Source organism: Gordonia spumicola, assembly GCF_009932475.1.
GTDB classification, from domain to species: Bacteria; Actinomycetota; Actinomycetes; order Mycobacteriales; family Mycobacteriaceae; genus Gordonia; species Gordonia spumicola.
Genome location: NZ_BJOV01000003.1, coordinates 684343 through 708481 on the forward strand (window position 1 = coordinate 684343; position 24139 = coordinate 708481).

27 protein-coding genes and 1 pseudogene are annotated in these 24139 nt (G+C 67.0%); 11 read left to right on the forward strand and 17 right to left on the reverse strand.

Going from position 1 to position 24139, the window contains the following annotated elements; genetic code table 11:
• Positions 1 to 36 precede the first annotated feature (36 nt).
• The 3 genes from GYB83_RS09245 (at position 37) to GYB83_RS09255 (ending at position 2305) form a co-directional block, all read left to right on the forward strand.
• A complete protein-coding gene (locus tag GYB83_RS09245) occupies positions 37 to 258 on the forward strand; it encodes a hypothetical protein (protein ID WP_228461338.1) in 222 nt (73 codons plus the stop codon).
• Entirely contained in the window at positions 246 to 1031 is a 786-nt protein-coding gene (locus GYB83_RS09250) for a hypothetical protein (protein ID WP_161895206.1), read from the forward strand. Before GYB83_RS09245 ends, GYB83_RS09250 begins: the two co-directional genes overlap by 13 nt.
• A 74-nt stretch (positions 1032 to 1105) precedes the next feature.
• Positions 1106 to 2305, forward strand: coding sequence for a cytochrome P450 (locus GYB83_RS09255; protein WP_161895207.1), 1200 nt, complete (start codon positions 1106 to 1108; stop codon positions 2303 to 2305).
• A 3-nt stretch (positions 2306 to 2308) separates the two neighbouring features.
• Here the strand turns inward: GYB83_RS09255 and GYB83_RS09260 are convergent, their stop codons facing one another.
• Both GYB83_RS09260 and GYB83_RS09265 read right to left on the reverse strand, forming a co-directional pair.
• Positions 2309 to 3307: an esterase/lipase family protein gene (locus GYB83_RS09260; protein ID WP_161895208.1), complete on the reverse strand. Its 999-nt coding sequence runs from the start codon at positions 3305 to 3307 to the stop codon at positions 2309 to 2311.
• Positions 3304 to 4461 (reverse strand): lipase family protein, encoded by a 1158-nt coding sequence (locus GYB83_RS09265; RefSeq protein WP_161895209.1) that lies wholly within the window; start codon positions 4459 to 4461, stop codon positions 3304 to 3306. The genes GYB83_RS09260 and GYB83_RS09265 overlap by 4 nt, the downstream gene beginning before the upstream one ends.
• Before the next feature lie 133 nt (positions 4462 to 4594).
• On the opposite strand from GYB83_RS09265, the gene GYB83_RS09270 reads away from it, so the two are divergent.
• Positions 4595 to 5815, forward strand: a complete 1221-nt coding sequence (locus tag GYB83_RS09270; RefSeq protein WP_161895210.1) for a PucR family transcriptional regulator — start codon at positions 4595 to 4597, stop codon at positions 5813 to 5815.
• A 53-nt stretch (positions 5816 to 5868) separates the two neighbouring features.
• On the opposite strand, the gene GYB83_RS09275 is transcribed toward GYB83_RS09270, so the two are convergent.
• From GYB83_RS09275 to crcB, 3 genes are all read right to left on the reverse strand, one after another.
• Positions 5869 to 6450, reverse strand: a complete 582-nt coding sequence (locus GYB83_RS09275) for a hypothetical protein (protein WP_161895211.1) — start codon at positions 6448 to 6450, stop codon at positions 5869 to 5871.
• Between the two features lie 113 nt (positions 6451 to 6563).
• Entirely contained in the window at positions 6564 to 6920 is a 357-nt protein-coding gene (locus GYB83_RS09280) for a fluoride efflux transporter FluC (RefSeq protein WP_161895212.1), read from the reverse strand.
• Entirely contained in the window at positions 6917 to 7336 is a 420-nt protein-coding gene (gene crcB / locus GYB83_RS09285) for a fluoride efflux transporter CrcB (RefSeq protein ID WP_161895213.1), read from the reverse strand. Before crcB ends, GYB83_RS09280 begins: the two co-directional genes overlap by 4 nt.
• Before the next feature lie 62 nt (positions 7337 to 7398).
• On the opposite strand from crcB, the gene GYB83_RS23385 reads away from it, so the two are divergent.
• Positions 7399 to 7536: a hypothetical protein gene (locus tag GYB83_RS23385; RefSeq protein WP_186349752.1), complete on the forward strand. Its 138-nt coding sequence runs from the start codon at positions 7399 to 7401 to the stop codon at positions 7534 to 7536.
• Between the two features lie 11 nt (positions 7537 to 7547).
• On the opposite strand, the gene GYB83_RS09290 is transcribed toward GYB83_RS23385, so the two are convergent.
• The 3 genes from GYB83_RS09290 to GYB83_RS09300 form a co-directional block, all read right to left on the reverse strand.
• Positions 7548 to 8813 carry a DNA polymerase III subunit delta' gene (locus GYB83_RS09290; RefSeq protein WP_161895214.1) on the reverse strand — a complete coding sequence of 422 codons (1266 nt, stop codon included), beginning with the start codon at positions 8811 to 8813 and terminating at the stop codon, positions 7548 to 7550.
• A 233-nt stretch (positions 8814 to 9046) separates the two neighbouring features.
• Entirely contained in the window at positions 9047 to 9934 is an 888-nt protein-coding gene (locus GYB83_RS09295; protein ID WP_161895215.1) for an IS3 family transposase, read from the reverse strand.
• 2 nt (positions 9935 to 9936) lie between these two features.
• Entirely contained in the window at positions 9937 to 10239 is a 303-nt protein-coding gene (locus GYB83_RS09300) for a transposase (protein ID WP_161895216.1), read from the reverse strand.
• Positions 10240 to 10297: 58 nt separating this feature from the next.
• On the opposite strand from GYB83_RS09300, the gene GYB83_RS09305 reads away from it, so the two are divergent.
• Complete coding sequence (locus tag GYB83_RS09305) at positions 10298 to 11860, forward strand: adenylate/guanylate cyclase domain-containing protein (RefSeq protein WP_161895217.1); 1563 nt, start codon at positions 10298 to 10300, stop codon at positions 11858 to 11860.
• Positions 11861 to 12016: 156 nt separating this feature from the next.
• On the opposite strand, the gene topA is transcribed toward GYB83_RS09305, so the two are convergent.
• The 3 genes from topA to GYB83_RS09320 all read right to left on the reverse strand — a co-directional run bounded on the left by topA (position 12017) and on the right by GYB83_RS09320 (position 16709).
• Positions 12017 to 15109: a type I DNA topoisomerase gene (topA, locus tag GYB83_RS09310; protein WP_161895218.1), complete on the reverse strand. Its 3093-nt coding sequence runs from the start codon at positions 15107 to 15109 to the stop codon at positions 12017 to 12019.
• A 721-nt stretch (positions 15110 to 15830) separates the two neighbouring features.
• Complete coding sequence (locus tag GYB83_RS09315; protein WP_161895219.1) at positions 15831 to 16406, reverse strand: hypothetical protein; 576 nt, start codon at positions 16404 to 16406, stop codon at positions 15831 to 15833.
• A gap of 99 nt (positions 16407 to 16505) precedes the next feature.
• Positions 16506 to 16709 carry a cold-shock protein gene (locus GYB83_RS09320; protein ID WP_005171662.1) on the reverse strand — a complete coding sequence of 68 codons (204 nt, stop codon included), beginning with the start codon at positions 16707 to 16709 and terminating at the stop codon, positions 16506 to 16508.
• 232 nt (positions 16710 to 16941) lie between these two features.
• On the opposite strand from GYB83_RS09320, the gene GYB83_RS09325 reads away from it, so the two are divergent.
• Positions 16942 to 19260: a DEAD/DEAH box helicase gene (locus GYB83_RS09325; RefSeq protein WP_161895220.1), complete on the forward strand. Its 2319-nt coding sequence runs from the start codon at positions 16942 to 16944 to the stop codon at positions 19258 to 19260.
• A gap of 51 nt (positions 19261 to 19311) precedes the next feature.
• Here GYB83_RS09325 and GYB83_RS09330 read toward each other — a convergent pair whose 3' ends face one another.
• The 6 genes and pseudogenes from GYB83_RS09330 to GYB83_RS09355 form a co-directional block, all read right to left on the reverse strand.
• Positions 19312 to 19710 carry a type II toxin-antitoxin system VapC family toxin gene (locus GYB83_RS09330; protein WP_161895221.1) on the reverse strand — a complete coding sequence of 133 codons (399 nt, stop codon included), beginning with the start codon at positions 19708 to 19710 and terminating at the stop codon, positions 19312 to 19314.
• Positions 19707 to 19931 carry a type II toxin-antitoxin system Phd/YefM family antitoxin gene (locus GYB83_RS09335; protein ID WP_161895585.1) on the reverse strand — a complete coding sequence of 75 codons (225 nt, stop codon included), beginning with the start codon at positions 19929 to 19931 and terminating at the stop codon, positions 19707 to 19709. The genes GYB83_RS09330 and GYB83_RS09335 overlap by 4 nt, the downstream gene beginning before the upstream one ends.
• Before the next feature lie 47 nt (positions 19932 to 19978).
• Complete coding sequence (locus tag GYB83_RS09340; RefSeq protein WP_161895222.1) at positions 19979 to 20341, reverse strand: Rv3654c family TadE-like protein; 363 nt, start codon at positions 20339 to 20341, stop codon at positions 19979 to 19981.
• Complete coding sequence (locus tag GYB83_RS09345) at positions 20325 to 20687, reverse strand: TadE family type IV pilus minor pilin (RefSeq protein ID WP_161895223.1); 363 nt, start codon at positions 20685 to 20687, stop codon at positions 20325 to 20327. Before GYB83_RS09345 ends, GYB83_RS09340 begins: the two co-directional genes overlap by 17 nt.
• A 1-nt stretch (position 20688) precedes the next feature.
• Positions 20689 to 20817 (reverse strand): annotated as a pseudogene (locus GYB83_RS09350) (DUF4244 domain-containing protein); the annotation flags it as partial.
• 126 nt (positions 20818 to 20943) lie between these two features.
• On the reverse strand, positions 20944 to 21165 hold the full coding sequence (locus tag GYB83_RS09355) for a hypothetical protein (RefSeq protein ID WP_161895224.1): 222 nt from the start codon (positions 21163 to 21165) through the stop codon (positions 20944 to 20946).
• A 166-nt stretch (positions 21166 to 21331) separates the two neighbouring features.
• Between GYB83_RS09355 and GYB83_RS09360 the strand changes: the two genes are divergently transcribed.
• The 4 genes from GYB83_RS09360 (at position 21332) to GYB83_RS09375 (ending at position 24078) form a co-directional block, all read left to right on the forward strand.
• Positions 21332 to 22072, forward strand: coding sequence for a metallophosphoesterase (locus tag GYB83_RS09360; RefSeq protein ID WP_161895225.1), 741 nt, complete (start codon positions 21332 to 21334; stop codon positions 22070 to 22072).
• A gap of 94 nt (positions 22073 to 22166) precedes the next feature.
• Positions 22167 to 22361, forward strand: a complete 195-nt coding sequence (locus GYB83_RS09365; RefSeq protein ID WP_161895226.1) for a hypothetical protein — start codon at positions 22167 to 22169, stop codon at positions 22359 to 22361.
• Between the two features lie 44 nt (positions 22362 to 22405).
• The gene (locus GYB83_RS09370) at positions 22406 to 23269 is read left to right on the forward strand and encodes an MT-A70 family methyltransferase (RefSeq protein ID WP_161895227.1); all 864 of its coding nucleotides are present in this window, start codon (positions 22406 to 22408) and stop codon (positions 23267 to 23269) included.
• A gap of 41 nt (positions 23270 to 23310) precedes the next feature.
• Positions 23311 to 24078 carry a BglII/BstYI family type II restriction endonuclease gene (locus GYB83_RS09375; protein WP_161895228.1) on the forward strand — a complete coding sequence of 256 codons (768 nt, stop codon included), beginning with the start codon at positions 23311 to 23313 and terminating at the stop codon, positions 24076 to 24078.
• Positions 24079 to 24139: the final 61 nt, after the last annotated feature.

The window sequence follows — 24139 nt, forward strand, 5'->3', positions numbered from 1 at the left end:
TGATGCTTGCCTTGATCTGTCTAGTGTCACTAGAATATGGTTGTGACAAAGCGGCGGGACATCCTCAAGATGCTCAAACAAGGAGCCAGGGCCGCTGGCGTAACGTACGAAGCCGTCGAGGGCGGCAATCACACAGTCGTCAAACTCGACGGATACCGCGTCCCGGTAGCGCGACACAACGAGATCGACAACAGCATGGCGATCATCATCTATAAGGAAGCCGAAGCGAAGCTGGGGAAGGACTGGTGGAAGAAGTGACCGCACACTCCGTGATCGTTGAACGCGCCGAGACCGGCTGGCGCATCTATGTTCCCGACGTCGATCGCTACACTTGGGCCCCCCATCTTCGTGAAGTCGAGAAGATGGCGCGCGATCTCATCCAAGTGATGACCGACCGGCCAATCGACGACATCGCAGTCGACATTCAACTCCCCGCCGAGCTCAGCGCTCCCATCCAAAGACTGCACACCGCTCGGGGCGCGGCTGCCGACGCCGATGCCGCCGCGCGGGAGGCGCAGCGCGTGGCCGCGACAACTCTGCGCGACGCTGGTACCACTCTGCGTGACGTCGCCGCAGCATTGAACATCTCTCACCAGCGCGTCCATCAGGTCCTCGCCGACGCCGCTGAACGACGCAAACGGCTCAATGATTTCCGAACCACAGTCGACCGCATCGTCGCCAGGGACACCGACGTCGACATGGTCGTCAACGACGAAGGGGAACGTGTGGTAGTAGTCGCGTTGGGCGACGAGTTGCTTTCTCAGCTGATCGAGCGACTACGGTCGGCCGGTGGATATGCCACGGTGTTCGTGCTATCAGCGTCGGGCGCAATCCGCTCCGCCACCGTGGTCCGAAGCGAATGTTCGATCGCCGAGCCAGACGACGATCTGACCGGAACCAACCGGCCGGGAAGCATGGCTCTGATCGACACGTTCATCGACTACCTCGCGTTGCATCCGAACGGCGTCAAGCTGGACAGTGCCGCTACAGACTCGCACGCAAAGGGTCTGCGGACACTGCAATCCGCTTGACCGCCCCATCACGTTGAATGACCTTCTCCGCCAAACCCCGAGACAGATCGGGCGATGTGTCTTACGTTGACGGAATGACCACCACTGAGCAGGGATACACTCTCCGTTCCGACGAGTCGTGGCGCGATCCGTTTCCGATGTACGCCTGGCTGCGCGAGCACGATCCCGTGCATCGAGTGGTGCCGGACAAGCGGCCGGAGGACGACTTCTGGGTCCTCACCCGGCACGCGGACGTGACGGCGGCGGCGAAGAACTGGCAGACGTTCTCGTCGGCGAAGGGCCTCACCGTCACCTACGGCGAGCTCGACAAGATCGGGCTGGCCGACAATCCGCCGTTGGTGATGCAGGATCCGCCGGTGCACACCGAGTTCCGGAAACTCGTGTCGCGCGGGTTCACACCGCGACAGGTGACGACGCTGGAGCCGTTGGTGCGGGAGTTCGTCGTCGAACGCATCGAGCGGCTGCGTTCCGGCGGTGGTGGGGACATCGCCGCGGAGCTGTTCAAGCCGTTGCCGAGCATGGTCGTCGCCCACTATCTCGGCGTCCCGGAGGAGGACCGAACGCGGTTCGACGCGTGGACCGATGCGATCGTCGCCGCGAATCCCGGCGCCGATCTGGGTGCGGCGATGACGTCGGCGTCGGACGCCGTCCTCGAACTGACGGGCTACTTCGCGGAACTGATCGAGCATCGCCGCAAGCATCCAGGCGACGACACCGTCTCCCACCTGGTGGGGGCGGGCAGCAGCGACCTGCTGTCGATCCTCGCGTTCGCGTTCACGATGGTCGCGGGCGGCAACGACACGACGACGGGCATGCTCGGCGGCTCGTCCGCCCTGCTCACCGAGCATCGCGATCAGCGGCGGATCCTGCTCGACGATCCCGACGCGATCGGCACGGCGGTCACCGAACTGCTCCGACTCACCTCGCCGGTGCAGGGCCTCGCGCGGACGACCACGCGCGATGTGACGTTCGACGACGTGACGATCCCGGCAGGCCGCAAGGTGCTGCTCTGCTACGCCGCGGCCAACCGCGACGAACGCGTCCACGGGCCGGACGCCGACCGGCTCGACGTCCGGCGCGATCCGCCCGGTCTGCTCACGTTCAGCCACGGCTCGCACTTCTGTCTCGGGGCCGCCGCGGCCCGGATGCAGGCGACGATCGCCCTCACCGAACTGCTGGCGAGATGCCCCGACTACGACGTAGACGTCGACGCGATCGCCTGGGCTCCAGGCAATTACGTTCGACGTCCACTGTCGGTGCCGTTCTCGGCGTGAGGGCTACACCAGCCAACCGTGCTGCTTGCAGACCGGTGCGGTGGTGCCGTCGAGGGCGCCCTTGACGACGGAGATGACGTACGGCGAGTAGACCATCGTCAAGTGATCCGACCAGTCCTTGCCGCAGCCGTTCTGGATCGTGATGTTCTTGACGCCGGGGTACCGGAGGAACGCCGAGTCGTAGGGTGTGACGACTTCGTCGTATCGGCTGGCGAGGATCGTGTACTCGACGCCGGGGTAGATCACGCGGCCACTGTTGAGCTGCTTGATGAACGGAGATCCGACCGACTGGTCGATGGGTCCTGCTCCGTACAGCCAGGCGTAGAAGCCCATCACGTCCAGGCCCGCATTGTTGATCTGCCTGCCGATCCAGGCGAGGCCGTCGAGCGTGGTGCCGTGGTTCGGCGGCGCGAGCATGACGAGCTTGCCGATCTTGTTCTTGTCGGGGTCCGACGCGTTCGCGCCGCCGTCGGCCTTCATCCACTGGCGCACGACGACGCCGCCCTGTGAGTGCGTCACCACGTCGACCTTCGCCGATCCGGTAGCCGTGCGGACGCGGTCGATGTAGCCGCCGAGCTGCGTCGCCGACTGCTGGATGCTGGCGACGCCGTTGGCCGCGGGCAGGATGGTGCCGGCGCCGCCCTTGTCGAGCAGATCGGTACGACCGTAGTTGGGCGCGAACACGCAGCGCCCCGACGCTGCGAGCTCCGGTGCGACGGCGGCCCAGTTGTCGTACGCGTCCTCATAGGTTCCATGCACCAGCACCACCGGGTTCTCGCCCGCTTTCGGCTTGCAGCCGAAGTCGTTCGCGCCGGGCGGGGCGGAGTTCGGGTGCACCTGCGCGTACAGGTAGCCGTCCCAGAAGCCGTTCTGGCGAGGACCCTCCTGGCCGGTGTTCCCGATCGTCGGCAGCGTCTTCGGCGCCGCCCGCACCGCCGGCGCCGCCACCGTCACGGCGGCGACGGCGATCATCACAGCCACCCACAACTTCGTCCTCGTCATGTACGAACTTCCTCTCTCCCAATGTGCCGCAGGCCCTCGGCCTGCGCGTCGCGCTGCTCTTGCAGCCAGTCCAATGCGCCGCGAGCCGTCCAGAACTCGAGCGGCAGATGCGTTCCGAACGGCAGCCGCCGGTAGTCGATGCGGGCGCCCGCGGCTCGATAGCGGGCGACGAGGGCGTCGACGTCGGCGACGGCGATCACTTCGTCGCGCACGCCCTGCTGGATGAGCATCGGCATCGCGGGAGCCTGCGCTCCGGGCCGGATGTCGTCCATGACCGCGGCCAGACGGGGATCGGCGAGCAGGCCGTCGACGCCGTCGCGCAGGTGATCGTCGAGGTTCATCCGCTGCAGTCGGACGAGCAGCGAGACGGTGGTCCGCTCGTCCGCCACGTCGAGTTCGGCGCGCAGGACGTCGTCCATGTGCTCGTCGAGGACGTGCGTGAGGCGCGGGTACGCGCGTCGCAGACCGGCGATGAACATGACCGGGAAGCCGACGAACCGACCGGAGGACAGCCTGCGCAACGCATTGCCGGGATCACCGACCGGCGACCCCGCGACAGCCCCGACGATCGGCAGTTCCGGCGCGTAGTCGGCCGCCGCCTCCGCCGCCCACGCCGTCGCGAGACCCCCGCCGGAGTATCCCCACAACCCGATGTCCAGGTCGAACGTCCCGCCGTCCATGCCGAAGCGGCGCGCGGCGCGGAGCCCGTCGAGCACCCGGTAGCCGGGTTCGCGCGCGGCGCCGAGCCTGCCGCCCGGGCCGCAGTGGTCCGGGATCGACACGACCCACCCGCGCCGGAGCGCGGCGACCACATGCCCGAGTTCGAGCTGCGCCAGGCTTCCCGCCGCGCGGGCTCCGAGCCGGAGTGCGTACGACGGTGCGCATCGCGGCGTCACCGCGTCGATCGCGCACTGGAACGACATCAGCCCGCGATACTCTCCGCGCGGGAAGAGCACCGTGGTGGTCGCCGCCTCGGGTGCGCCCGTCAGATCGGTGGTCCGGTACTGGAGCTGCCACGCGTCGACGGACACCGGAACCCGCCCGAACGCCGCCGGGAGCACCTGACGTTCGGCGAGGACGCCTCCGGGCCGCCTGGCCTCGAACGCGGGAGCGGGTAGATAGAACGGGTCCTCGTCTGGCGGTCGAATGCTCACGGGACAACGGTATGAACGCGAGCACCGTCCGGTCACTGCACCCAGGCGAGAAGGTTTCGGGGGAAGTTTGTGGTGCGAACCAATATCGGCGTCCGATGCGTGTTTCCGGTGCTCCGTGCAGCACTATGTCTGCATGACCGAGGCACTCACCGACCGTCCGCCCCTCTTGACGCGTGTGCGCGAGCAGTGGGATTCTATAGCCGCGAAGCTCCTCGAAGGCGGTCTGGCCGCGACGACGCCGGACGGGCTGCCGGACGATCATTTCAACGCCGACGTGCTGCCCGCGATCACCATGTGCGGATACGCGCTGTTCGAGGCCGTGTCGACCGGCCGCGACCTGACCTTCGATGAGGTCCGCGTCTTCGCCGGTCCGGTCGCCGAGCGTCACGCGGAGGACCGTCTCCCGCTGCAGATGCTGCTGACCGGCATTCACGAGTCGGCGCAGATCCTGCTGACCGAGGCCGCCGCGATCGCCGAAGACGACGAGATGGCCGACATGCTCGACCTCGGCAAGCGCATGCTCAACATGCTCGGCAGCATCACCCTGTCGGTGGTGTCGGCGTACACCGAGGTGGAGCAGTCGATCTATCACGCCGAACGCGAAGCGCGGCGCGAACTGTGCGCAGCCCTGATCGACGGCCGCCCGGCGGCCGGACTCGCGGCGCGCGCGGACACGACGATCGCCGACCGTTACCTCGTCCTGTCGCTGCGGGTGGACGTCGACGCCAGCCCCGTCAGCGCGGCGCACCTGATCACGCGGCGCCGGAGGCGACTCCTGCAGCAGATCCTCGACGAGTTGACGTCGAGCACCACGCCCGCCGTGTTCGACGGCGTCGTCGGCACCGCGCTTATCCCGGAGTCGTCGGTCGACATCGACGACGCGGCACGGTGGGCGGCCATGACCGCGCGACTGACCGCCGAGTTCGACGCGGACGTCCACATGATCCTGACCGCGGGCGTCTCACCTGAGCACATCCCGGCATCGGTCGCCGACGGCACCGAACTGGCCCGCCTCGCGTGCGCGCTGCGGAGGCCGAGCGGAGCCTACAGCCTCGACGACCTGCTGCTGGAGTACCAGATCACCCGTCCGAGCCCGGCCCGCGACCGTCTCGCCGACCGCGTCGCACCGCTGTTCACGCAACCGCATCTGCTGGAGTCGCTGCAGGCGCATCTCAAGCACGGCGCCAACCGCAAGGACGCGGCGAAGGAGGTGTTCGTCCACCCGAACACGTTCACGTACCGCCTTCGGCGGGTCGCCGAACTGACCGGGCTCGACCCCGCCGATCCCTACGAGTCCCGCATGCTGGCCGCCGCGCTCACCATCTCGAAGACGCAGGAACCGGCCGCGGGCTGACCCCCGACCGGTTCTCCCGCTCCTTGAGCGAGCTTGCGAGTCGAAAGGCCGACTCAGCCGAACAGCTCGCCGAAGTCCGGGAGGACTCCCTCGACACTTCCGAAGACGTCCGACGACCCGGTGTCCGGCGGGGTGCCGATGCCGAACACTTGAACGTCGTAGTCGCCGATCGAGCCGGTTCCGAGGCCCTCGATCGTGCACACGCTCTGCACCGTGTACGCCGGGGCCTTGACCGTCGGCCCGGACCACCAGGCCACGTCGACGGTCTGCCCGATCGGGACCGCGCGGCCTCCGAACGCGGTCGGGTCGCCGATCTCCGCGGCCAACGCCGCCGCCTTGACCTCGGCATCTTTCGCCTCGGCGGATGCGGGCGGCAGTTCCAGGAGCTTCTCCGTCAGCGGCTTCATCTGCTGGAGCTTCGGCAGCTTGTCGTATCCGTACAGGTAGACGACACAGTTGAACTCGTCGCCCGTGGTGTTCGTCAGCGACACCGTCGGGGTGGTCCCGTCGACCATGCCGGACGCCGGGTGACCTGTCGCCGTCGTCCACGCCTGGGCGGTTCCGACGCCCGACGCCACTGACGCGACCGCACCGATCGCGCCGATGACGGCGCCGACTCTGATTCGTGTGGACATGGCGACTCCTTCGGGTGTGGCGACAACGCTGCGACTGCCAAGTGCATCACGGGCGCGCGGCGATCAGGACCTCACGCGGCGAAGTTGGATCGAGCGGGGGACACAGCCCCTGCTCAGAGCGCGTAGGCGACGGCCAACCCCGCCGCGCACGCCCCGACCGATCCGATCAGGGTGAGGGCGGCGTAGACGAGGCCGCGACGTCCGCCCGCGCGGACAGTCTCCAGGACCGACGTCGAGAACGTCGTGTAGCCGCCGAGCAGGCCGGTGCCGACCACCGTCTGCCACGCGTGTGGAGTCCCGTGGAACATGACGAGTCCGGCGAGCACGCCCATCGCCAACGAACCTGTCACGTTGATTCCGAACGTGGGGCCGGGAAAAGCCGCGGGCCACCGGCGCCGACACGCGTCGTCGACGACGAATCGCAGCACCGCGCCGACGGCGCCCGCGAGGAACGTGAGGATCGGGATCATGCCAGACGCACCGCCCGCCGCGCCGCGATGATGCCCAGTGCGGCGGCCGCCACGCCCACAATCACGCTGACCAGTGCGTACACGACCGCCAGCCAGACATGGCCGCCCTTGCCGAGCAAGGAGATCTCCAGCGAGAACGCGCTGTAGGTGGTGAAGGCGCCGCAGAAACCCGTCCCCGCGACGAGCCGGAACCGGCGGCGGCGTCCCACATCGGGGCCACGCCGGACGAGCCCCTCGAGCAGCGCACCGAGCACGAACGCGCCGACGATGTTCACCAGGAACGTCCCGACCGGCCACTGACCGTCACGCGCGGGCCACAGTTCTTCCGCCGCCCACCGCGCCACGGTTCCCAGGACACCGCCGACGAACACCCACGACAGGTCGTCGACGCGCGACGGTCTCGGGTGCTCACTCACGCTGCAATCCTACGGACCTATAGTTGAGGAGTCATCGACCGCATCGGCACGAGGAGCCCGCCATGTCCGAGTTCATCGACAAGATCAAGCACAAGGTGGAAGAGATCTCCGCGGCGGTCGACAACGAGCTCACCGTTCTCGAAGGCGCGGGCGGCGACGATCCCCTCGCGCACGACGACGGCGACCCCGAGAAGGCCTAGCTGAAATACGCCTAGCGCTTCAGCTGGTCGCCGAGTCTGACGACCATCGCGCCGACCGCGAACTTCGGCTTCACGTTCATCTCCAACACCTCGCGGCATTCGAGGACGGCTTCTATGCAGTTCAGGAGCTTCTCGGGCGTCGCGTAGTCGGCCATGGGCGTCACGACGTCGTGCTCCTTGTCCGGGTGCATCATGGTGACCCGCGCGCCGAGGGACACCGCGAGGGCGTCGCGAAACAGGGCGGCCAGGTCGACGAGCGCCCGGTCGAGGACATCGCGCATGATCCTCGTGCGGCGCGACTTCTGGCGCTTCTCGAGTTCCTTGATGACGCCCGCGGTGCCGCGCGGGGGCCGCGCGGTGCCCTTGCCGGTTCCGCCCGCGCCGAGCGCCGTCATCAGCTCTTCGGTCTCCGCGGCGTCCACCTCGTCGCCGATCGCCGCCGCGGCCTCGGTGGCCGTCTTGACGAGCTTGTCCGCGGCCGCGAAGGCCGTCGAGTCCCGCGTCGCCGCCCGCGCGAGGCTCAACGCCTGATCGCGTTGGGCTCGTGCGGACGAATCGGTGGCGAGATGCTTGGCACGTCCGACGTGCCCGCCCGACACCGACGCCGCCCATCGCGCCGACTCCTCGTCGATCCCGTCGCGCTCGATCAGCACGGCCGCGATCTGTTCGCTCGTCGGCGCGGTCAACGGGGCGTGCCTGCACCGTGATCGCAGGGTGATCGCGATGTCCTCGGGCGACACCGATGGTGCGCACAGCAGGAAGATGGTCCGCTCGGGCGGCTCTTCCACCGCCTTGAGCAGCGCATTCGCACCCTGTTCGGTGAGCCTGTCCGCGTCTTCGACGACCACGATCTGCCAGCGGCCCGTCGTGGGACGTCGGGCCGACAGAGCGACGATGTCGCGGATCTGCTTCACCGAGATCGTCAGCCCGTCGGGGACGATGTGCCGCACGTCGCCGTGTGTGCCACCCATGACCGTCGTGCAGGCTCGGCACTCGCCGCATCCGACCTCGTCCGCCTGGCACTCCAACGCCGCGGCGAACGCGGTCGCCGCCACCGATCGGCCGCTGCCGGGCGGGCCCGTGAACAGCCACGCGTGCGACATCGACTCGCGCACGCCGACCGGAAGCTCGTCGACCGGGTCGCCCGAGAACATCGACACGGCGCCGTCGTCGGTCTCCGCCAGGCGTGCCGCGACCAGGCGCGCAGACGTCGCCGCGGCACGCAGATCGGCTGCCAACGCGTCCTGTCCGATCAATCGATCGAAGACATTAGTCACATCTGCCAGCCTAAACCCCAGTTCAGAACGCAGATGATCCGCAACCCGTTTAACAATTGCAAGCACCCCGGTACCGTGGATTGTCAATCCCCTGGAACCGTAGAGACGAGATTTTGTCTGACAGGCCCCTGCTTTGTCGGTGATTGGGGACCGAGAGGGACCGCGGAGAATCTCCTTCCTGATGAACTTGGCGCCGGCGACTGGGCTGGTCGAGGGGCTGTCGGGGCGGACATCTACGCCGCCTCCTTCTGCTCGGTGGCCAGCGCCTGCTCGTAGTCGATGGGGCTGATCATTCCGATCGATGAATGGCGCCGCTCGTGGTTGTACTGCTCGATCCAGGCGGCGATTGCGCGACGAGCCTGGACTTTGGTGGCGAAGTGCTCGAGCTCGCGCAGCTCGAACTCCAGGGTGGAGTGCCAGCTCTCGATGACCGCGTTGTCCAGGGCCGAGCCGACCCGGCCCATCGACTGGTGCACGCCCATCCGGCCGCACGCTTGGCGGAAGAGGTCGGCGGTGTATTCGCTTCCTTGATCGGTATGCATAATGACCGATCTGACGGCGTCTTTGCCGCCCCGCACGGCGATCGCCATCTGCAATGCTGCGCGGGCCAGTGGGGCGTCGTGGTGCTCCCCGATGGCGAACCCGACGATGCGGCGAGAGCCCATATCCAGCACACTGTCGAGATAGAGTTTGCCCTCGTCAGTGGGCACTTCGGTGCCGTCGCCGTACCACTTGTGATTGATCCGGTCGGTGGCGAAGTCCCGGTCGATTCGGTCCGGTGCCCGCCACCGGCCCCGCCCTTGCCGGGTGGTGGACTTGCGGCGTTTGCGGCGCCGGGCGCCCAGGTCGAGCTCGCCCATGATCGCCGCCACGGTGTTCACGCTGACCTTCCAGCCCTCATCGCGCAGGTCAGCGGTGATCCGCGGCGACCCGTAGGTGCCGTTATGCTGCGCGAACAGCCGTTTGATGTCCACGGCCAGCTTCTCGCGGCGGGCATGGCGGACCGAGGGGTCGCCGTGGCGCCACTTGTAGAACCACGGCTGGGACACCCCCAGCGCCCGACACGAGGCGGCGTGCGGGATGCGCTGCTCTGCCCTCTGAGCAGCGATGAAGGTAGCCACAGCTACCGGCCCATCGCCTCTTCCACCCAAAGGGCCGTGGAGCGCTTGAGGACATCACGCTGCATCCGCAGCTCCACATTCTCCCGGCGCAAACGGGTCAGCTCGGCCCGTTCGTCCTCGCTCAAGCCGGTGTTGCCGCCGTCTCGTTCGGCACGGGCCTTGGCGCACCAGTTGCCCAGCGTGCCCTCGTTGACACCCAGATCCCGGGCGACCTCAGCGATCGACTTACCGGTCTCGGTCACCAACTGGACCGCACCCTGCTTGAAATCCTCGTCGAACTTTCGATACTTCCTCGTCGTGCTCATCGCCACTCATCTCCTCAAAGGCGATGTCTCTATGGTACGAGGGGAAACCCAGGATCTCGTGGTAGCAAGACGGTTCGGACTCGCCAAGCCTGCGCAGACCCTGCGCTGGCTGGCACGTACGCCCTGGCCGATTCTCGCGCTCGACCTGCTCCGCGCCAACCTCATCGGAGCCCTCTTCACGTTCGCGTTCCTCCGCTTCGGCATGCCACCCGCGGACGCCTTCTCGATCGGCGACGCCGACGCGTACAACCAGGTCGCATTCGCGATCTACCTGGTCATCGCGGTGATTGTCGGCATGTACGCCACCGTGAAGCTCAGCATGCCGGTCCTCGTCTGGCACCGTCGCAGGTCACGGCTCGACGACGAGGCCGCCCGCAAGCGCGCCCTACGACTCCCGTCGCTGCTGACCCTGACCACCCTCGGCCTGTGGACCGTCGGCGGGATATTCCTGTCCCTCATCAACTGGCGGACGACGTCCGGCAAGGACGCGATCCTGGTCGCCCTCGCAAGCCTCGTCGGCGCGATGGTCACCGCCGTGCTCTCGTTCATGCAGTCCGAGCGGGTTCTCCGCCCGATCACCGTCACCGCGATGGCGAACGACCCCGACTCCACCAACGCGCCCGGCATCACGGCCCGGATCTCGGTGTTCTGGGCCGTGACCGTCGCCGTTCCGATGCTGGTGATCGGCGCGCTGATCGTCCTGGAGCACTTCAAGTTCATCGACACCGACCCGACCGGTCTGCTGAGGCCCATCCTGTGGCTGGCGGGCGCATCGATCGTGTTCGGCCTCCTCGCGATCTCGCGGCTCGTCGGTTCGATCACCGACCCCATCAAGCAGTTGCGCGTCGCATTGGCGCAGGTCCGCGCGGGCAACCTGAATGTCGCCGTGAAGGTGTACGACGGCAATGACCTCGGCGCGCTACAGGCCGGATTCAACGACATGGTCGCCGACCTCCGTGAACGCCAAGAGCTGCGCAACCTGTTCGGTCGGTACGTCGGCGAGGACGTCGCCCGCCGCGCGATCGAGACCGGCACCGAGCTCGGCGGCGAGGAACGCTACGTCGGCGTGCTGTTCGTCGACATCGTCGGATCGACACGGCTGGCCGTGAACCGCCCGCCGCGCGAGGTGGTGGAACTGCTCAACGAGTTCTTCCAGATCGTCGTCGAAGTGGTCGGCAGGCACGGAGGCTTCGTCAACAAGTTCCAGGGCGACGCCGCCCTCGCGATCTTCGGCGCACCGCTCGACCAGGAGGACTTCGCGGGCGCAGCGCTCGCCGCGGCCCGTGACCTGCGCGTCCAGCTCGATCGCAGGCTCGGCGACGTCGACATGGGCATCGGAGTGTCCGCGGGCAAGGCCGTCGCCGGGCACATCGGCGCGCAGGCCCGCCTGGAGTACACGGTGATCGGCGACCCCGTGAACGAGGCCGCACGCCTCACCGACCTCGCGAAAGACGAGCAGACCCGCGTGCTGGGCTCGGCGCGTGCGGTGTTCCTCGCAGGTGAGGAAGAAGCGGCCCACTGGGCGATCGGCGAGGGCGTCGAACTCCGCGGCCGCGGAATCGAGACACTTCTGGCGCGCCCCGACATCGCCGTCACCGCGCCGACATCCGCGGACGACTGACATCCGCTCCTCTCGGCTGCATCCGCTCCCCTCAGCTGCATCCGCTCACCTCGGGAGAGGAGCGGATGTAGCCGAGAGGAGCGGATGCCGACGAAGGGAGCGTATGGAGGCCACCCGTCGTCCGCAGCGTCTTCGACCAAGAGCCGCGGCAGAAGCCTAAGCCTCCGGAGCAGCCTTCTTGGCCGCGGCCGTGGTCTTCTTCGCCGCAGTCGTCTTCTTGGCTGCCGTGGTCTTCTTCGCAGCCGTCGTCTTCGTGGCCGCGGTCTTCTTAGCGGTCGTTTTCTTAGCGGCGGCCTTCGTGGCGGTCGTCTTCTTGGCCGCTGCCTTGGTGGCTGTCTTCTTGGCGGTCGTCTTCTTCGCGGTCTTCTTGGCCGCCTTCTTCGCCGGGCCGCGGGCGCGACGGTCGGCGAGCAGTTCCATCGCCCGCTCTGGGGTGATGGTGGCGACTTCGTCACCCTTGCGAAGGCTGGCGTTGGTCTCGCCGTCGGTCACGTAGGGACCGAAACGACCGTCCTTGATGACCATGGCGCCACCGCTGACGTCGTCGTTCTTACCGAGTTCACGCAGCGGCGGTGCCGCCGCGGCGCGTCCGCGACGTTTGGGTTCGGCGTAGATCTTGATCGCCTCGTCGAGGGTCACATCGAAGAGCTGAGCTTCGCTGGTCAGCGACCGCGAGTCGGTGCCCTTCTTCAGGTACGGCCCGTAGCGGCCGTTCTGCGCGGTGATCTCCTCGTTCGTCGCCGGATCGACGCCCACGACGCGCGGCAACGACAGCAGCTTGAGCGCGTCCTCGAGGGTGATCGTCGAGATGTCCATCGTCTTGAACAACGAACCGGTACGCGGCTTGGGCGCAGCCTTCTTCGCCGCCTTCTTGGCGGTCTTCTTCGCCGTCGACGTCACGGTCGCGACACCGCCTGAGGGGACCTCGTCGAGTGCGACGACGGCGTCGCCGGTCGGCAGATCCCCGCCGTCGCGCGGGGTCGGTCCGGCCGGGATGGTCGGGACGGGCGCCCCGTCGTCAGGCTCCCCGTCGTCAGGCTCCTCGTCGTCGGGGAGGACCTCGGTGACGTACGGGCCGAAGCGGCCCTCCTTGGCGACGATGCGGTGCCCGGTCACCGGGTCGACGCCCAGTTCCCGTCCGTCCTGAGGCGTCTCGAAGAGCTTCTCGGCGACGGCGAGGGTCAGCTCGTCGGGCGTCATGTCGGCGGGCAGGTTCGCGCGCTGCAGATCGGGTTCGGCATCCGGACCTGCGACGTTGCGTTCCAGGTACGGTCCGTAGCGACCGACGCGGACGAACACCGGGCGATTCTCGGAGTCGTCGAACAGCTTGATCGAGTTCACTTCGCGGGCATCGATGCCTTCGAGGTTCACGCCGACGAGCTTCTTGAGACCGCCGAGTCGCGCGATCGCGCCGGCCGCGTCGTCGCCCTTGGCTTCGGGGCTTTCGTCACCGAAGTAGAACTCGGTGAGCCAGGTGGTCCGGTCTTCGTCGCCGGACGCGATCTGGTCGAGGTCGTCCTCGAGGGAGGCGGTGAAGTCGTAGTCGACGAGGCTGTTGAAGTAGCTCTCGAGGAGTCCCACTACGGCGAACGCGACCCACGAGGGGACGAGGGCATTGCCCTTCTTGATGACGTAGCCACGGTCCTGGATGGTGCCGATGATCGACGCGTACGTCGACGGGCGACCGATGCCGAGCTCTTCGAGGACCTTGACCAGCGACGCCTCGGTGTACCGGGCGGGCGGATTCGTGGAGTGGCCGTCGGCGACGAGCGACGTGGCCGTGAGCGCCTGGCCTTCGACGAGGTTCGGGAGGCGGCTCTCGGCGTCGTCGGCCTGACCGCCCGCGAGGTCGTCGACGGTCTCGACGTACGCCGACAGGAAGCCGGGGAAGGTGATGGTGCGGCCGGACGACGCGAACGTGACCTCTTCGCCGGTCGACGCACGCCCCCCGATCCGCAGGCTCATCGTGGTGCCCTTGGCGTCGGCCATCTGCGATGCGACGGTCCGCTGCCAGATCAGTTCGTAGAGGCGGAACTCGTCGGTGTCGAGTGCCGACGCCACCTGTCCCGGGGTGCGGAAGGTCTCGCCCGCGGGACGGATCGCCTCGTGCGCCTCCTGCGCGTTCTTGACCTTGCGGGTGTACTGACGCGGGGTGGCGTGGACGAACTTGTCGCCGTACAGGTCACGGGCCTGCGCGCGGGCCGCGTTGATCGCCGAGTCCGACAGCGTCGTCGAGTCGGTACGCATGTAGGTGATGTAGCCGTTCTCGTACAGCCGCTGCGCGATGCGCATCGTGCGGTCGGACGTGAAACGGAGTTTGCGGCCCGCCTCCTGCTGGAGGGTGGACGTCATGAACGGCGCGTACGGGCGCCGCGTGTACGGCTTCTCTTCGACCGAGGTGACCGTGAGCGCGGCGCCGTCGAGCGCTGCGGACAGCGCGTTGGCTCGCGCTCCGTCGAGGACGGTGACGCCGGACGCCTTCTTGAGTTTGCCGTCGGAGCCGAAGTCGCGGCCGGTGGCGACGCGGTCGTCGTCGATGTTGACAAGGCGCGAGGCGAAGGTGCGCGGCGCGGCGTTCTCGCCCGCGTCCATCGTCGCGGCGATGTCCCAGTAGTCGGCCGACACGAACGCCATGCGCTCGCGTTCACGTTCGACGATGATGCGCGTCGCCACCGACTGCACGCGGCCCGCCGACAGCTTCGGCATGACCTTCTTCCACAGGACCGGCGACACCTCGTAGCCGTACAAGCGGTCGAGGATGCGGCGAGTCTCCTGGGCGTCGACCATCGGCATGTCGAGTTCGCGCGGGTTCTCGGCGGCGGCGAGGATCGCCGACTCGGTGATCTCGTGGAACACCATCCGCTTGACAGGGATCTTCGGCTTCAGGGTCTCGAGGAGGTGCCACGCGATGGCCTCTCCTTCGCGGTCACCGTCCGTCGCGAGGTAGAGCTCGTCGACGTCGCGCATCAGCGCACGCAGCTCCGACACTGTCGACTTCTTGTCCGCCGAGACGACGTACAGCGGCTCGAAACGGTCGTCGACGTTGACGCCGAGTCGTGCCCAGGGCTGCCCCTTGTACTTCGCGGGCACGTCGGCAGCGCCGCGCGGAAGATCGCGGATGTGTCCACGCGACGACTCGACCACATAGTTCGAGCCGAGGTATCCCTGGATCTTGCGCGCCTTCGTCGGGGACTCCACGATCACGAGTCGCCGCGTGGCGGGGGATGCGCTGCTGCCTTTGGTGGCCACACCGTGCCCTTCTTTGAGAATTTCGCTGTTCGCTGCCCGTTGTACCTTATATACGGGGTGTTCTGCACTCCACCCCGCCTAACGGGTACAAGGTCCTGGTTGTTCCCGGGGGTGTGAGCTGGCAGTTCGGTCATCCAAGTCAGAGAGACGGACGACGCCCCATCACTCGGAACTCCTCGAGTACGTCGATGTCCTGATATCTGTTGAGCCCTTTGCCCGCAGATCCGTCCTTCAAGGTCTCAGGTGTGAACTGCTCGACTGCCGATGCCGGGAGAAAGTAGATCGCGTCTGCCCCGGACCAGTGATCGTGACACCTGATTCGGCACCGACTTCGGCAGTCTCCGTCGCACCGTCATGCCGATAGACGAGAGCGTAATGGGTGACACCCTTGTCCAGCCGCACTTGGCGCTCGCGACGCGCACCCATGAAACCGAGTCTCATCGCCTTGACTCCTGGGCCCACGTAGACCTCGCCTAGGAACGCGCGCTTGACGTCTACTCCGACACCGTCCCACCACACGTCCCGCGCACCCTGTCCACCCATGCTCCACATCACGTCTTCGTTGGGGTACGCCACGGTCGCCCACGCGGCGAACAACAGTTCACTGACATCGGCTCGGAACGCTCGGACGCCTGTCCATGTGTACCTGGCCCCGAAATCTGGTGAAACGGATTCTTCATACATACCGCCACATTGACACATCCTCGCACCCGCGACTCACTCATCCAGTCGGCCACACACCTTCCGGCGCACCGTGGGGGACACCGCCGACGGTCTCGGAGAGACGTGCGAGACGCTTGCGGCCGGACACGCGCAGGGCGGGGTTCTGTCCGCGTACCCCGACGAGGGTCGGCGCGATGCCGACGCGCATGAGCGCGGTCGCGAGGGGCGCATGAGTGTCGGGCGCGCTGTGGTCGAGCCCGAGGATGTAGTGGGCGCCGTCGAAGCGGCCCGATGCGAGCACCCACAGGCGTAGGGCGCGCGGGCTCGGCGTCCACCCGTCGGGGACCGCCTTGACCGCACCGGACGACCAGCGACGGTGCAGTGCGGTGATTCGGGGATTGGCTTCGGTGCGGGCGATCGGGGAGCCCTCCTCCGACGTCAACGTCTCCGCATCCAGGCCGGTGGCCGCGATGTCGGCGGCGATCTCGTCGGCTCGCCACTTCTCGTGCACGACGACGGACACGCGCGCCCCCACCGAAGTGTGAACCGACTGCCCTTGCGCGGCAAGGAGACCCGCGAGATCGTCGATCACCGGGTCTTCGGTGTCTGCGGAGAACAACGACATCTGGCTCACGTCATGATCCTATCCCGCAACGCACAACACCCGGCCCCGCCGAAGCGGGACCGGGTGCTGTGTCTAAGTGTCTGGAGTCGCCCCGAGAGGCGAGTGAAATCAGACTGCGCGAACGCCGGTGGCCTGCGGGCCCTTGGTGCCCTGGCCGACCTCGAACTCCACGCGCTGGTTCTCTTCGAGGGTGCGGAAGCCGTTGCCCTGAATCTCCGAGTAGTGGACGAACACGTCGTCGTTGCCCTCGTCAGGCGCGATGAAGCCGAAGCCCTTCTCCGCGTTGAACCACTTCACAGTGCCCTGTGCCATTTACTGCATTCCTAACTTTTGTTCTCCCGCCGCGGAGTGTCCCGACGGGGGCCTGTTCCGACCGCCATACCTCAACTAGCCCCGCCAATGGCGATGGAACCGACTGCAGTACCACGTTCGCAACGACCTCGATCATCGAAACCGAGGGTGCGACCGTGACCAGCTAACCACGTTTCTCCCCGGCGCGATACTTTTAGGGCCCGACGATTTGAAAGAGCCTGGAGCAACGACCATGCAGCCCGCCACCTACGGCAGTGAACTGCTCGGTCGGACACTAGCCGGAACGTCGGACGACGAGGCGTCTCCGCTCACTCACATGGCCGTGATCCCCACGCGCACAGCCGAATTCGACGACTGGCCCGAATGGGTGCACCCGCAGGTCCGCGACGCTTTCGTCGAACGCGGCGTCCGACGCCCCTGGCGGCATCAGGTGACCGCCGCCGATCACGCCCGCGCCGGGCGGCACGTGGTCGTCTGCACCGGCACCGCGTCGGGCAAGTCACTCGCCTACCAGCTGCCGATCCTCACCACGTTCGCCGAGGATCCGACCGCGACGGCTCTGTACCTGTCCCCGACGAAGGCGCTCGGCAGCGATCAGCTGCGGGCGACGGCGCAGCTGATCACGGGTCGCTCGGCCTTCGGTCATCTCCAGCCGTGCGCGTACGACGGCGACACCGACTCCGAACTCCGACAATGGGCACGCGCCCACTCGCGGTGGATCTTCACCAACCCCGACATGCTGCACGTCGGGATCTGCTCGACGCATCCCAAGTGGCGCCACTTCTTCGGCAAGCTGAAGTACATCGTCGTCGACGAATGCCACCACTACCGGGGCGTTTTCGGTTCGCACACGGCGCTCGTCCTGCAGCGGACCCTGCGGATCGCACGACGCTACGGCGCGAATCCCGTCGTCATCGGCGCGTCGGCGACCGTGTCGAATCCCGCACAGGCGCTGTCCCGGCTGATCGGCGACGATGTCGTCGCCGTCACCGACGACGCGTCGCCGCACGGGGAGCGGACCGTCGCGATGTGGGAGCCGGGTTTCCTGGAGGTCTCCGGCGGAGAGAACGACGCTCCCGTACGACGCGCCGCGGGTGCCGAGGCCGCCCGCCTGTTGGCCGACTTCGTCATCGAAGGCGCACGGACGCTGTGCTTCGTGCGGTCGCGACGCGGCGTCGAAGTGACCGCGGTGAAGGCCAAACAGATCCTCGCCGAGGTGGCGCCCGAGTTGGAGAGCCGCGTCGCCGCCTACCGGGCGGGCTATCTGGCCGACGACCGCCGCACACTCGAACGAGCCCTCGCCGACGGCGAACTGCTGGGTGTCGCCACGACCAACGCCCTCGAATTGGGGGTCGACATCAGCGGATTGGACGCCGTCGTCGTCGCCGGGTATCCGGGCACCGTCGCGTCGTTCTGGCAGCAGGCCGGACGCGCCGGTCGACGGGGCGAGGGCTCGCTGGTCGTGATGATCGCGCGCGACGATCCGCTCGACACGTACCTCGTCCATCACCCGGAGGCGTTGTTGGATCGGCCCGTCGAGGCGACCGTCACCGATCCGACGAACCCGTACGTCCTCGGTCCTCATCTGTTGTGCGCGGCCACCGAGTTCCCGATCACCGACGACGAGGCCGCCGGGTGGCAGGCACTCGACGTGATCGAGCAGTTGGTCGCCGAAGGGCAGTTGAAGCGCCGCAAAGCGGGCTGGTATCCGTCGCCCGGCCTGGACCCGCACGGCGACATCGACATCCGCGGCGGCATCGGCGGACAGGTGTTGATCGTCGACGCGACGACGTCGCGACTGCTGGGCACCGTCGACTCGTCCCGCGCTCGGACGTCGGTGTTCCCGGGGGCCGTCTACCTGCATCAGGGCGAGAGCTTCGTCGTCGACGAACTCGACCTCGACGACGGCCTCGCGCTCGCCCATCCGGAGGAGCCGGACTGGACGACGTCGCCGCGCGAGGTGAGCGACGTCGTGATCGACTCCTATCTCGAGAGGCGGACGTTCGGGCCGCTGACCGTGGCCTTCGTCGAGGTGACGGTGACGAGCCAGGTGGTCGGGTTCCTGCGGAAGGCGCTGTCGGGCGAGATCCTCGACCAAGTCGCGCTCGATCTGCCCGAAGAGACCCTGCCGACCCGTGCCGTCATGTACACGCTCGACCCGGACGCGATGGTCGACGCCGGAATCGCCCCGGACAAGTTCCCCGGTGCGCTGCACGCGGCCGAACACGCCGCGATCGGCATGCTCGGGCTGGTCGCGACGTGCGACCGCTGGGACATCGGCGGCCTCTCGACCGACGTCCACCCGCAGACCGCGCTCCCGACGGTGTTCGTCTACGACGGCTTCCCCGGCGGCGCGGGCTTCGCCGAACGCGGCTTCCACGCCTTCGCCGACTGGATCGCCGCAACCGACGTCGCCGTCTCCTCGTGCACCTGCGACTTCGGGTGCCCGTCGTGCGTGCAGTCGCCCAAGTGCGGCAACGGCAACGAACCCCTCGACAAGGAACACGCCGTCACACTCCTGCGACTCCTCGGGCGGCTGTACGGGAGCTGACAACGTCGGCACTCGCGGCCGCGCCTGGCGCGGCGAACAGTGCCGAAGTTGTCAGCGTCTGGTGTCGAGCGTCTTTGTCGGAGCGCCGTCGACGAGAATCCGGTCGCTGGTCGCGATCGTCAGGCCACGACGCGCGGCCTGCGCGACAATCATCCGATCGAACGGATCCCGATGTCCCCACTCCAGGGACCCGGCGAGGATCGCGTCCGCCGGGTCGACGGGAAGGTCGACGGCCGACATCGAGTTCACCGTGTCCGCCCACGTCGCAAGGAGCGCACTCGCGTTCAGTCTGCCCAGCCGGGCCTTGGTCGCGACCTCCCACGCCGAGGCCGCCGAGACGTACAGGTCGTTCGCCGGGTCGCTGATGACGGCCAGCGCGTCGCCGTTCACGCGAGTCGGATCGCTGACGAGCCACAACAATGCGTTGGTGTCCAGCAGCAGCGCCGTCACGACTCGCCCTCCCAGGCAGCCAGTTCGCCCTCCGGCAGAGGCGCATCGAAATCATCGGGCACGACCATGCCGGGCAGCTGTCCGAACTGCCGAACCGTCGGCAGCACCGGAGACAACACTGCAACCGGCCTACCGTGATTCGTGATCGTCACCGGCACTCCGGTCCGCTCCACCTCCGCTAAGACTGCGTTCAGCCGCGCCTTCGCTTCCGTGCTGCTCATCATGGTCACGCCATCCACCGTACGCGTGAAATGACTAGTGCTAATAGTCATTTCTCCCCCTCCACCGGCCCGGCGCGGGCCGCGGCGACAGCGTCGCGCACGCCGAACCCGCCGAGGCGGACCGAAACGGCGATGCGCAGGACCACGTCCTCCCCGTCGACGATGCACGAGGAGATCCGCGGCGAGCCCTCGGCACCGGCGAGCAGGTCCGCGGCGGCCTCGCATCCGTCGTCTCCGATCAGCTGAGCCGACGCGGCCGCGAGCGCCCCCAGGTCGGCGGCACTCTGCGCCCGATGACGCGCGACGACGGCCGCCCCGACATACAACACTCCGATGAGGATCGACGCGAGCGCCGCGATCACCACGGCTCCGGTGATCGTGGAGAAGCCCTCGTCATTGCGCGGACGCATCGTCGGCCCCGACCGGTTCCATTGCGGCGACGGCCTTCGCGCTCACCGTGAGCAGCGGGACGAGGGGGACGTCGGACGACACGGTGACCGCGACCGTCTCCCCCGACGTCACGACCGACACCCTCGCCCCGCCGGGCGCGACGGACCGTCCGACCGACTCCGCGGACGCGTCGCCCGCCGCCGTCAGCCTGGCGATCTCGCGGGCCGCGTCGGTGCACCGGATCTGCGTCGCCACCCCCGCGACGGCCCCGATCCCGACGAGCAGGAACACCGCGATCGCCGCCAGCGCGAACGCCGCCTCGACCGTCACCATCCCGCGCTCGTCGACGAACAGCCGGCTGAGCACGTCAACCCACCGACGTGCTCAACGCTTTGGAGATGATGCCCGTCAACGCGCTCAACACGTTGTCGCCGGTCACGACCGTGTAGAGCAATGCCCCGAAAGCGGCGGCCGCGATGGTGCCGATCGCGTACTCTAGCGGTTCTTATTACAACACTAGCGCAGCTCGTTGACCTGCAGTGTTGCCCAACCTAGACAAAGTACGTCGAATACCACACTCAGTAGCTGGCACCGGGATGTTCTGACTGGACTGCGGGGGCGGTTAAAGAATCTGCCTCAGCCAGTCCGGCATGCTCGGGTCATCTAGCACCCACGACTCCTGGAAGGTCTCGTCGTTCTGCCAAGTGCTCTCCTTGCCATCAAATGATTTGAAGCGGTTGCATTTGTACTTGACGACGACGTCACCTTCCCGCCGGTACTCGTTCCAGTAGTAGTTCTGCTTGCCATAGCCGCTCCACTCCCTGGTGCGGTAGATCATTGTCATAGGCGGTGAGTGTAGCCAGGCACGCGTCCCCAAAGGGCCTACTCGGCGACCCGTCGACCCAGCTCGCCTTCCTCGGCGACTACGTCGACCGCGACGGTGAACACCCCGGCCGGTTCATTGCTTGCGCATGCAAGTAAAACCGAGCCTTTTGTATAGAGGAGCATCTGTGACCATCACCTACGCCATTCCCGACCTCCACGGGTGCCTGACCGCGCTTCGCGGTGCCCTGACCAAGGTTGACCTCTCCGATCCGTCGACCCATCTCGTGTTCCTCGGCGACTACGTCGACCGTGGACCCGACAGCGCAGGCGTCCTCTCTGCTGTGAAGGACCTCTGTGACGCCCACCCCGACCAAGTGGTCGCGCTCGCCGGCAACCATGAGCGCTGGTTCCTTGACTGGCTCGACGCCGACGATAGCGACCCCACCTGGCTGCTGGCCGACACCGGGCTCGTCACGGTCCGCTCGTTCCTGCCGACCGAGGCCGTCGCGGAGCTGGCGGGCGGGTCCATCGACACTGTCAACGCCACCCTCAAGCGCGAGATCGTCGCCCGTCATGGCGGTCTGATCACCTGGCTGCGTCAGCTGCCGCTGCACTATGAGACGCCCACGCACATCTACGTGCACGCTGGCGTCGACGAGGAGGCCGGACCGATGTGGAAGGCCATGACGACCGACGACACGCTCACCGAGAAGTTTCCGCCGTCGCTTGGCAAGCACGCCGTCGGCAAGATCATCGTCGCCGGACACGTCGGTGTCGGCCCGCTGCATGCGAAGGAGGGCCGGATGCGCTGCTGGGAGCCCTATGTCGACGCTGGCCATGTGTACCTCGACGGGCGTGTGGAGGACACCGGCGTGCTCAACGTCATGTGCTACGACAGCGTGAGTCGGACGATGTCCTTCCTTTGATACGCGGCACAAGCACCCGCCGGCCGGTGGCTGGCGGGTGCTTGTTCTCTCGATTCGCTGTGCGCCGCCATCTGCACGCGATCTACTGGTGGGCGTGGGCGACGACGAGATGATGACCGAGGCCGAGATCGACGCCGAGTTCGAGCGCACGCAGCCGATCGGCAACGCGATCAACGCGCTCGCACAGGCCGAGCTGGCAGTGGCCGCCGTCGACGAGATGCCACCCGATGTGGCAGTCCGGGTCGGCGATACTCTGCGTAATCTGTGCAACCGCAAGGGCGCGCCATAAGATCTAAAATCGCTGATTAGATCTTTTGCTGGTAGGCTCGTTCCATGCCGCCTACGATCGACACTCTGCCGCAGACCTCTGACATCGCGCCGCTCCCGACCGTCGACGGGGGTTTCAAAACCGTCCTCGCCGACCCGCCATGGCGCTTTGCTAACCGCACCGGCAAGGTCGCCCCCGAGCACCGCCGCCTCGACCGCTACGGCACCATGGACCTCGATGCGATCAAGGCTTTGCCCGTCGCCGATGTCACCGCCAAAGATGCTCACCTCTACCTCTGGGTGCCTAACGCTCTACTACTGGAAGGCATTGATGTCTTGCAGGCGTGGGGCTTCCGGTACGTCTCGAACGTAATCTGGGCCAAGCGTCGCAAAGACGGTGGCCCCGACGGTCGCGGGGTCGGCTTTTACTTCCGCAACGTCACTGAGCCGATCCTGTTCGGCGTGAAGGGCTCCATGCGCACCCTGGCCCCTGCGCGCTCGACGGTCAACATGCTTGAAACCCGTAAGCGCGAGCACTCCCGCAAGCCCGACGAACAGTATGGCCTGATCGAATCGTGCAGCCCGGGTCCCTACTTGGAAATGTTCGCCCGCTACCCACGTCCTGGGTGGTCGGCGTGGGGCAACGAGGCTGACGCCGATATCGAACCGAAGGGGCAGTCCCACAAGGGCTACGCCGGTGGCGCCATCGAGTCGTTCCCGTCGCTGGCGCCTAACGAGCGCATGAGCCCGTGGCTGGCCGACAGGCTCGCACGAATCCTCGCCGAGGAGTACGAGGCTGGCGCCAGCGTCCAGCAACTCGCGGACCAGTCCGGCTATTCGATCCAGCGCGTGCGCGGGCTGCTCGACAAAAGCGGCGTCGAGCTACGCCGCCGGGGTCGGCCGAGGAAGGACGCGCCCACCGGCGCGTAGATCTATGGGAACGCTCGATCAGTGCGGCAGAATCGTTCTCCATGCAGCTCACCGAGTCCTGGCGCGACATGTTCCCGCAGAGCGTCCTCGACCGCTACGAGTTCCGCGAAACTCGCAACGCGTCGCGGGTCATGCACACGCTGGAACCAAAGGCGTTCGATGACCTGGTTGAAGTCCTCGATGGATTCTGGCTGACGATGGACAAGCTCACCACTCCCGGTGGCAACAAGACCGTGATCGCCGCGGAGCTCGATGATCTGTTCCGTGTGCGCGGCTGGCGCGAAGGCCAATACGACCAGGACCTGATTACCCGGCTGACGCTGACACCATGGCCCACCGGCCAGGAGAGACACAAGGTCATCGAAACCAGCAACAGCTACGGAGGGCACAAGATCGATAACGTGCTCGGCCGCGCTGCCGTGGACGTCGAGTGGAATCCCAAGGACGGCAACCTCGACCGCGACCTAAACAACTTTGTGAACCTTTATGAGGGCGGGGTTATCGACACTGGCGTGATCCTGACGCGCGTGGCCGATGACCTGCGCTACTTTGTGCGAGACTTGATCGCCGAGACCAAGGCGGTGCAGGTGCCGGAGCACTGTACCGCCTGGCGAGAGCGCATGAGGAAGCTCTCAAAGGACCCAATGGGAACCTCGACTACTTCAAACTTCGGAAAGCTGGTCCCGCGCCTGGAGCGTGGAGACGGACGAGGTTGCCCGATTCTCGCCATCGCGATCACCAAGAAGTGCTACGTGCCGCCGACGGGTACTCTTGATGCTGAAGTCCGTAGGCTGGCCGCAGCAATGTAATGCGCGGTCGCGCTGTCCAGGTAGGCAACGCCCGCGCGAGAATCGCGGAGAGCGCGACAAG

Coding starts and splice junctions, on each gene's coding strand:
- GYB83_RS23385 (WP_186349752.1), top strand. CDS start 7,399: ATGTCCGAGTTCATCGACAAGATCAAGCACAAGGTGGAAGAGATCTCC.
- GYB83_RS09325 (WP_161895220.1), top strand. CDS start 16,942: ATGCAGCCCGCCACCTACGGCAGTGAACTGCTCGGTCGGACACTAGCC.
- GYB83_RS09280 (WP_161895212.1), bottom strand. CDS start 6,920: ATGATCCCGATCCTCACGTTCCTCGCGGGCGCCGTCGGCGCGGTGCTG.
- GYB83_RS09335 (WP_161895585.1), bottom strand. CDS start 19,931: ATGAGCAGCACGGAAGCGAAGGCGCGGCTGAACGCAGTCTTAGCGGAG.
- GYB83_RS09270 (WP_161895210.1), top strand. CDS start 4,595: ATGACCGAGGCACTCACCGACCGTCCGCCCCTCTTGACGCGTGTGCGC.
- GYB83_RS09340 (WP_161895222.1), bottom strand. CDS start 20,341: ATGCGTCCGCGCAATGACGAGGGCTTCTCCACGATCACCGGAGCCGTG.
- GYB83_RS09320 (WP_005171662.1), bottom strand. CDS start 16,709: ATGGCACAGGGCACTGTGAAGTGGTTCAACGCGGAGAAGGGCTTCGGC.
- GYB83_RS09245 (WP_228461338.1), top strand. CDS start 37: ATGGTTGTGACAAAGCGGCGGGACATCCTCAAGATGCTCAAACAAGGA.
- GYB83_RS09275 (WP_161895211.1), bottom strand. CDS start 6,450: ATGTCCACACGAATCAGAGTCGGCGCCGTCATCGGCGCGATCGGTGCG.
- GYB83_RS09255 (WP_161895207.1), top strand. CDS start 1,106: ATGACCACCACTGAGCAGGGATACACTCTCCGTTCCGACGAGTCGTGG.
- GYB83_RS09375 (WP_161895228.1), top strand. CDS start 23,311: ATGCAGCTCACCGAGTCCTGGCGCGACATGTTCCCGCAGAGCGTCCTC.
- GYB83_RS09370 (WP_161895227.1), top strand. CDS start 22,406: ATGCCGCCTACGATCGACACTCTGCCGCAGACCTCTGACATCGCGCCG.
- GYB83_RS09300 (WP_161895216.1), bottom strand. CDS start 10,239: ATGAGCACGACGAGGAAGTATCGAAAGTTCGACGAGGATTTCAAGCAG.
- GYB83_RS09355 (WP_161895224.1), bottom strand. CDS start 21,165: ATGACAATGATCTACCGCACCAGGGAGTGGAGCGGCTATGGCAAGCAG.
- GYB83_RS09260 (WP_161895208.1), bottom strand. CDS start 3,307: ATGACGAGGACGAAGTTGTGGGTGGCTGTGATGATCGCCGTCGCCGCC.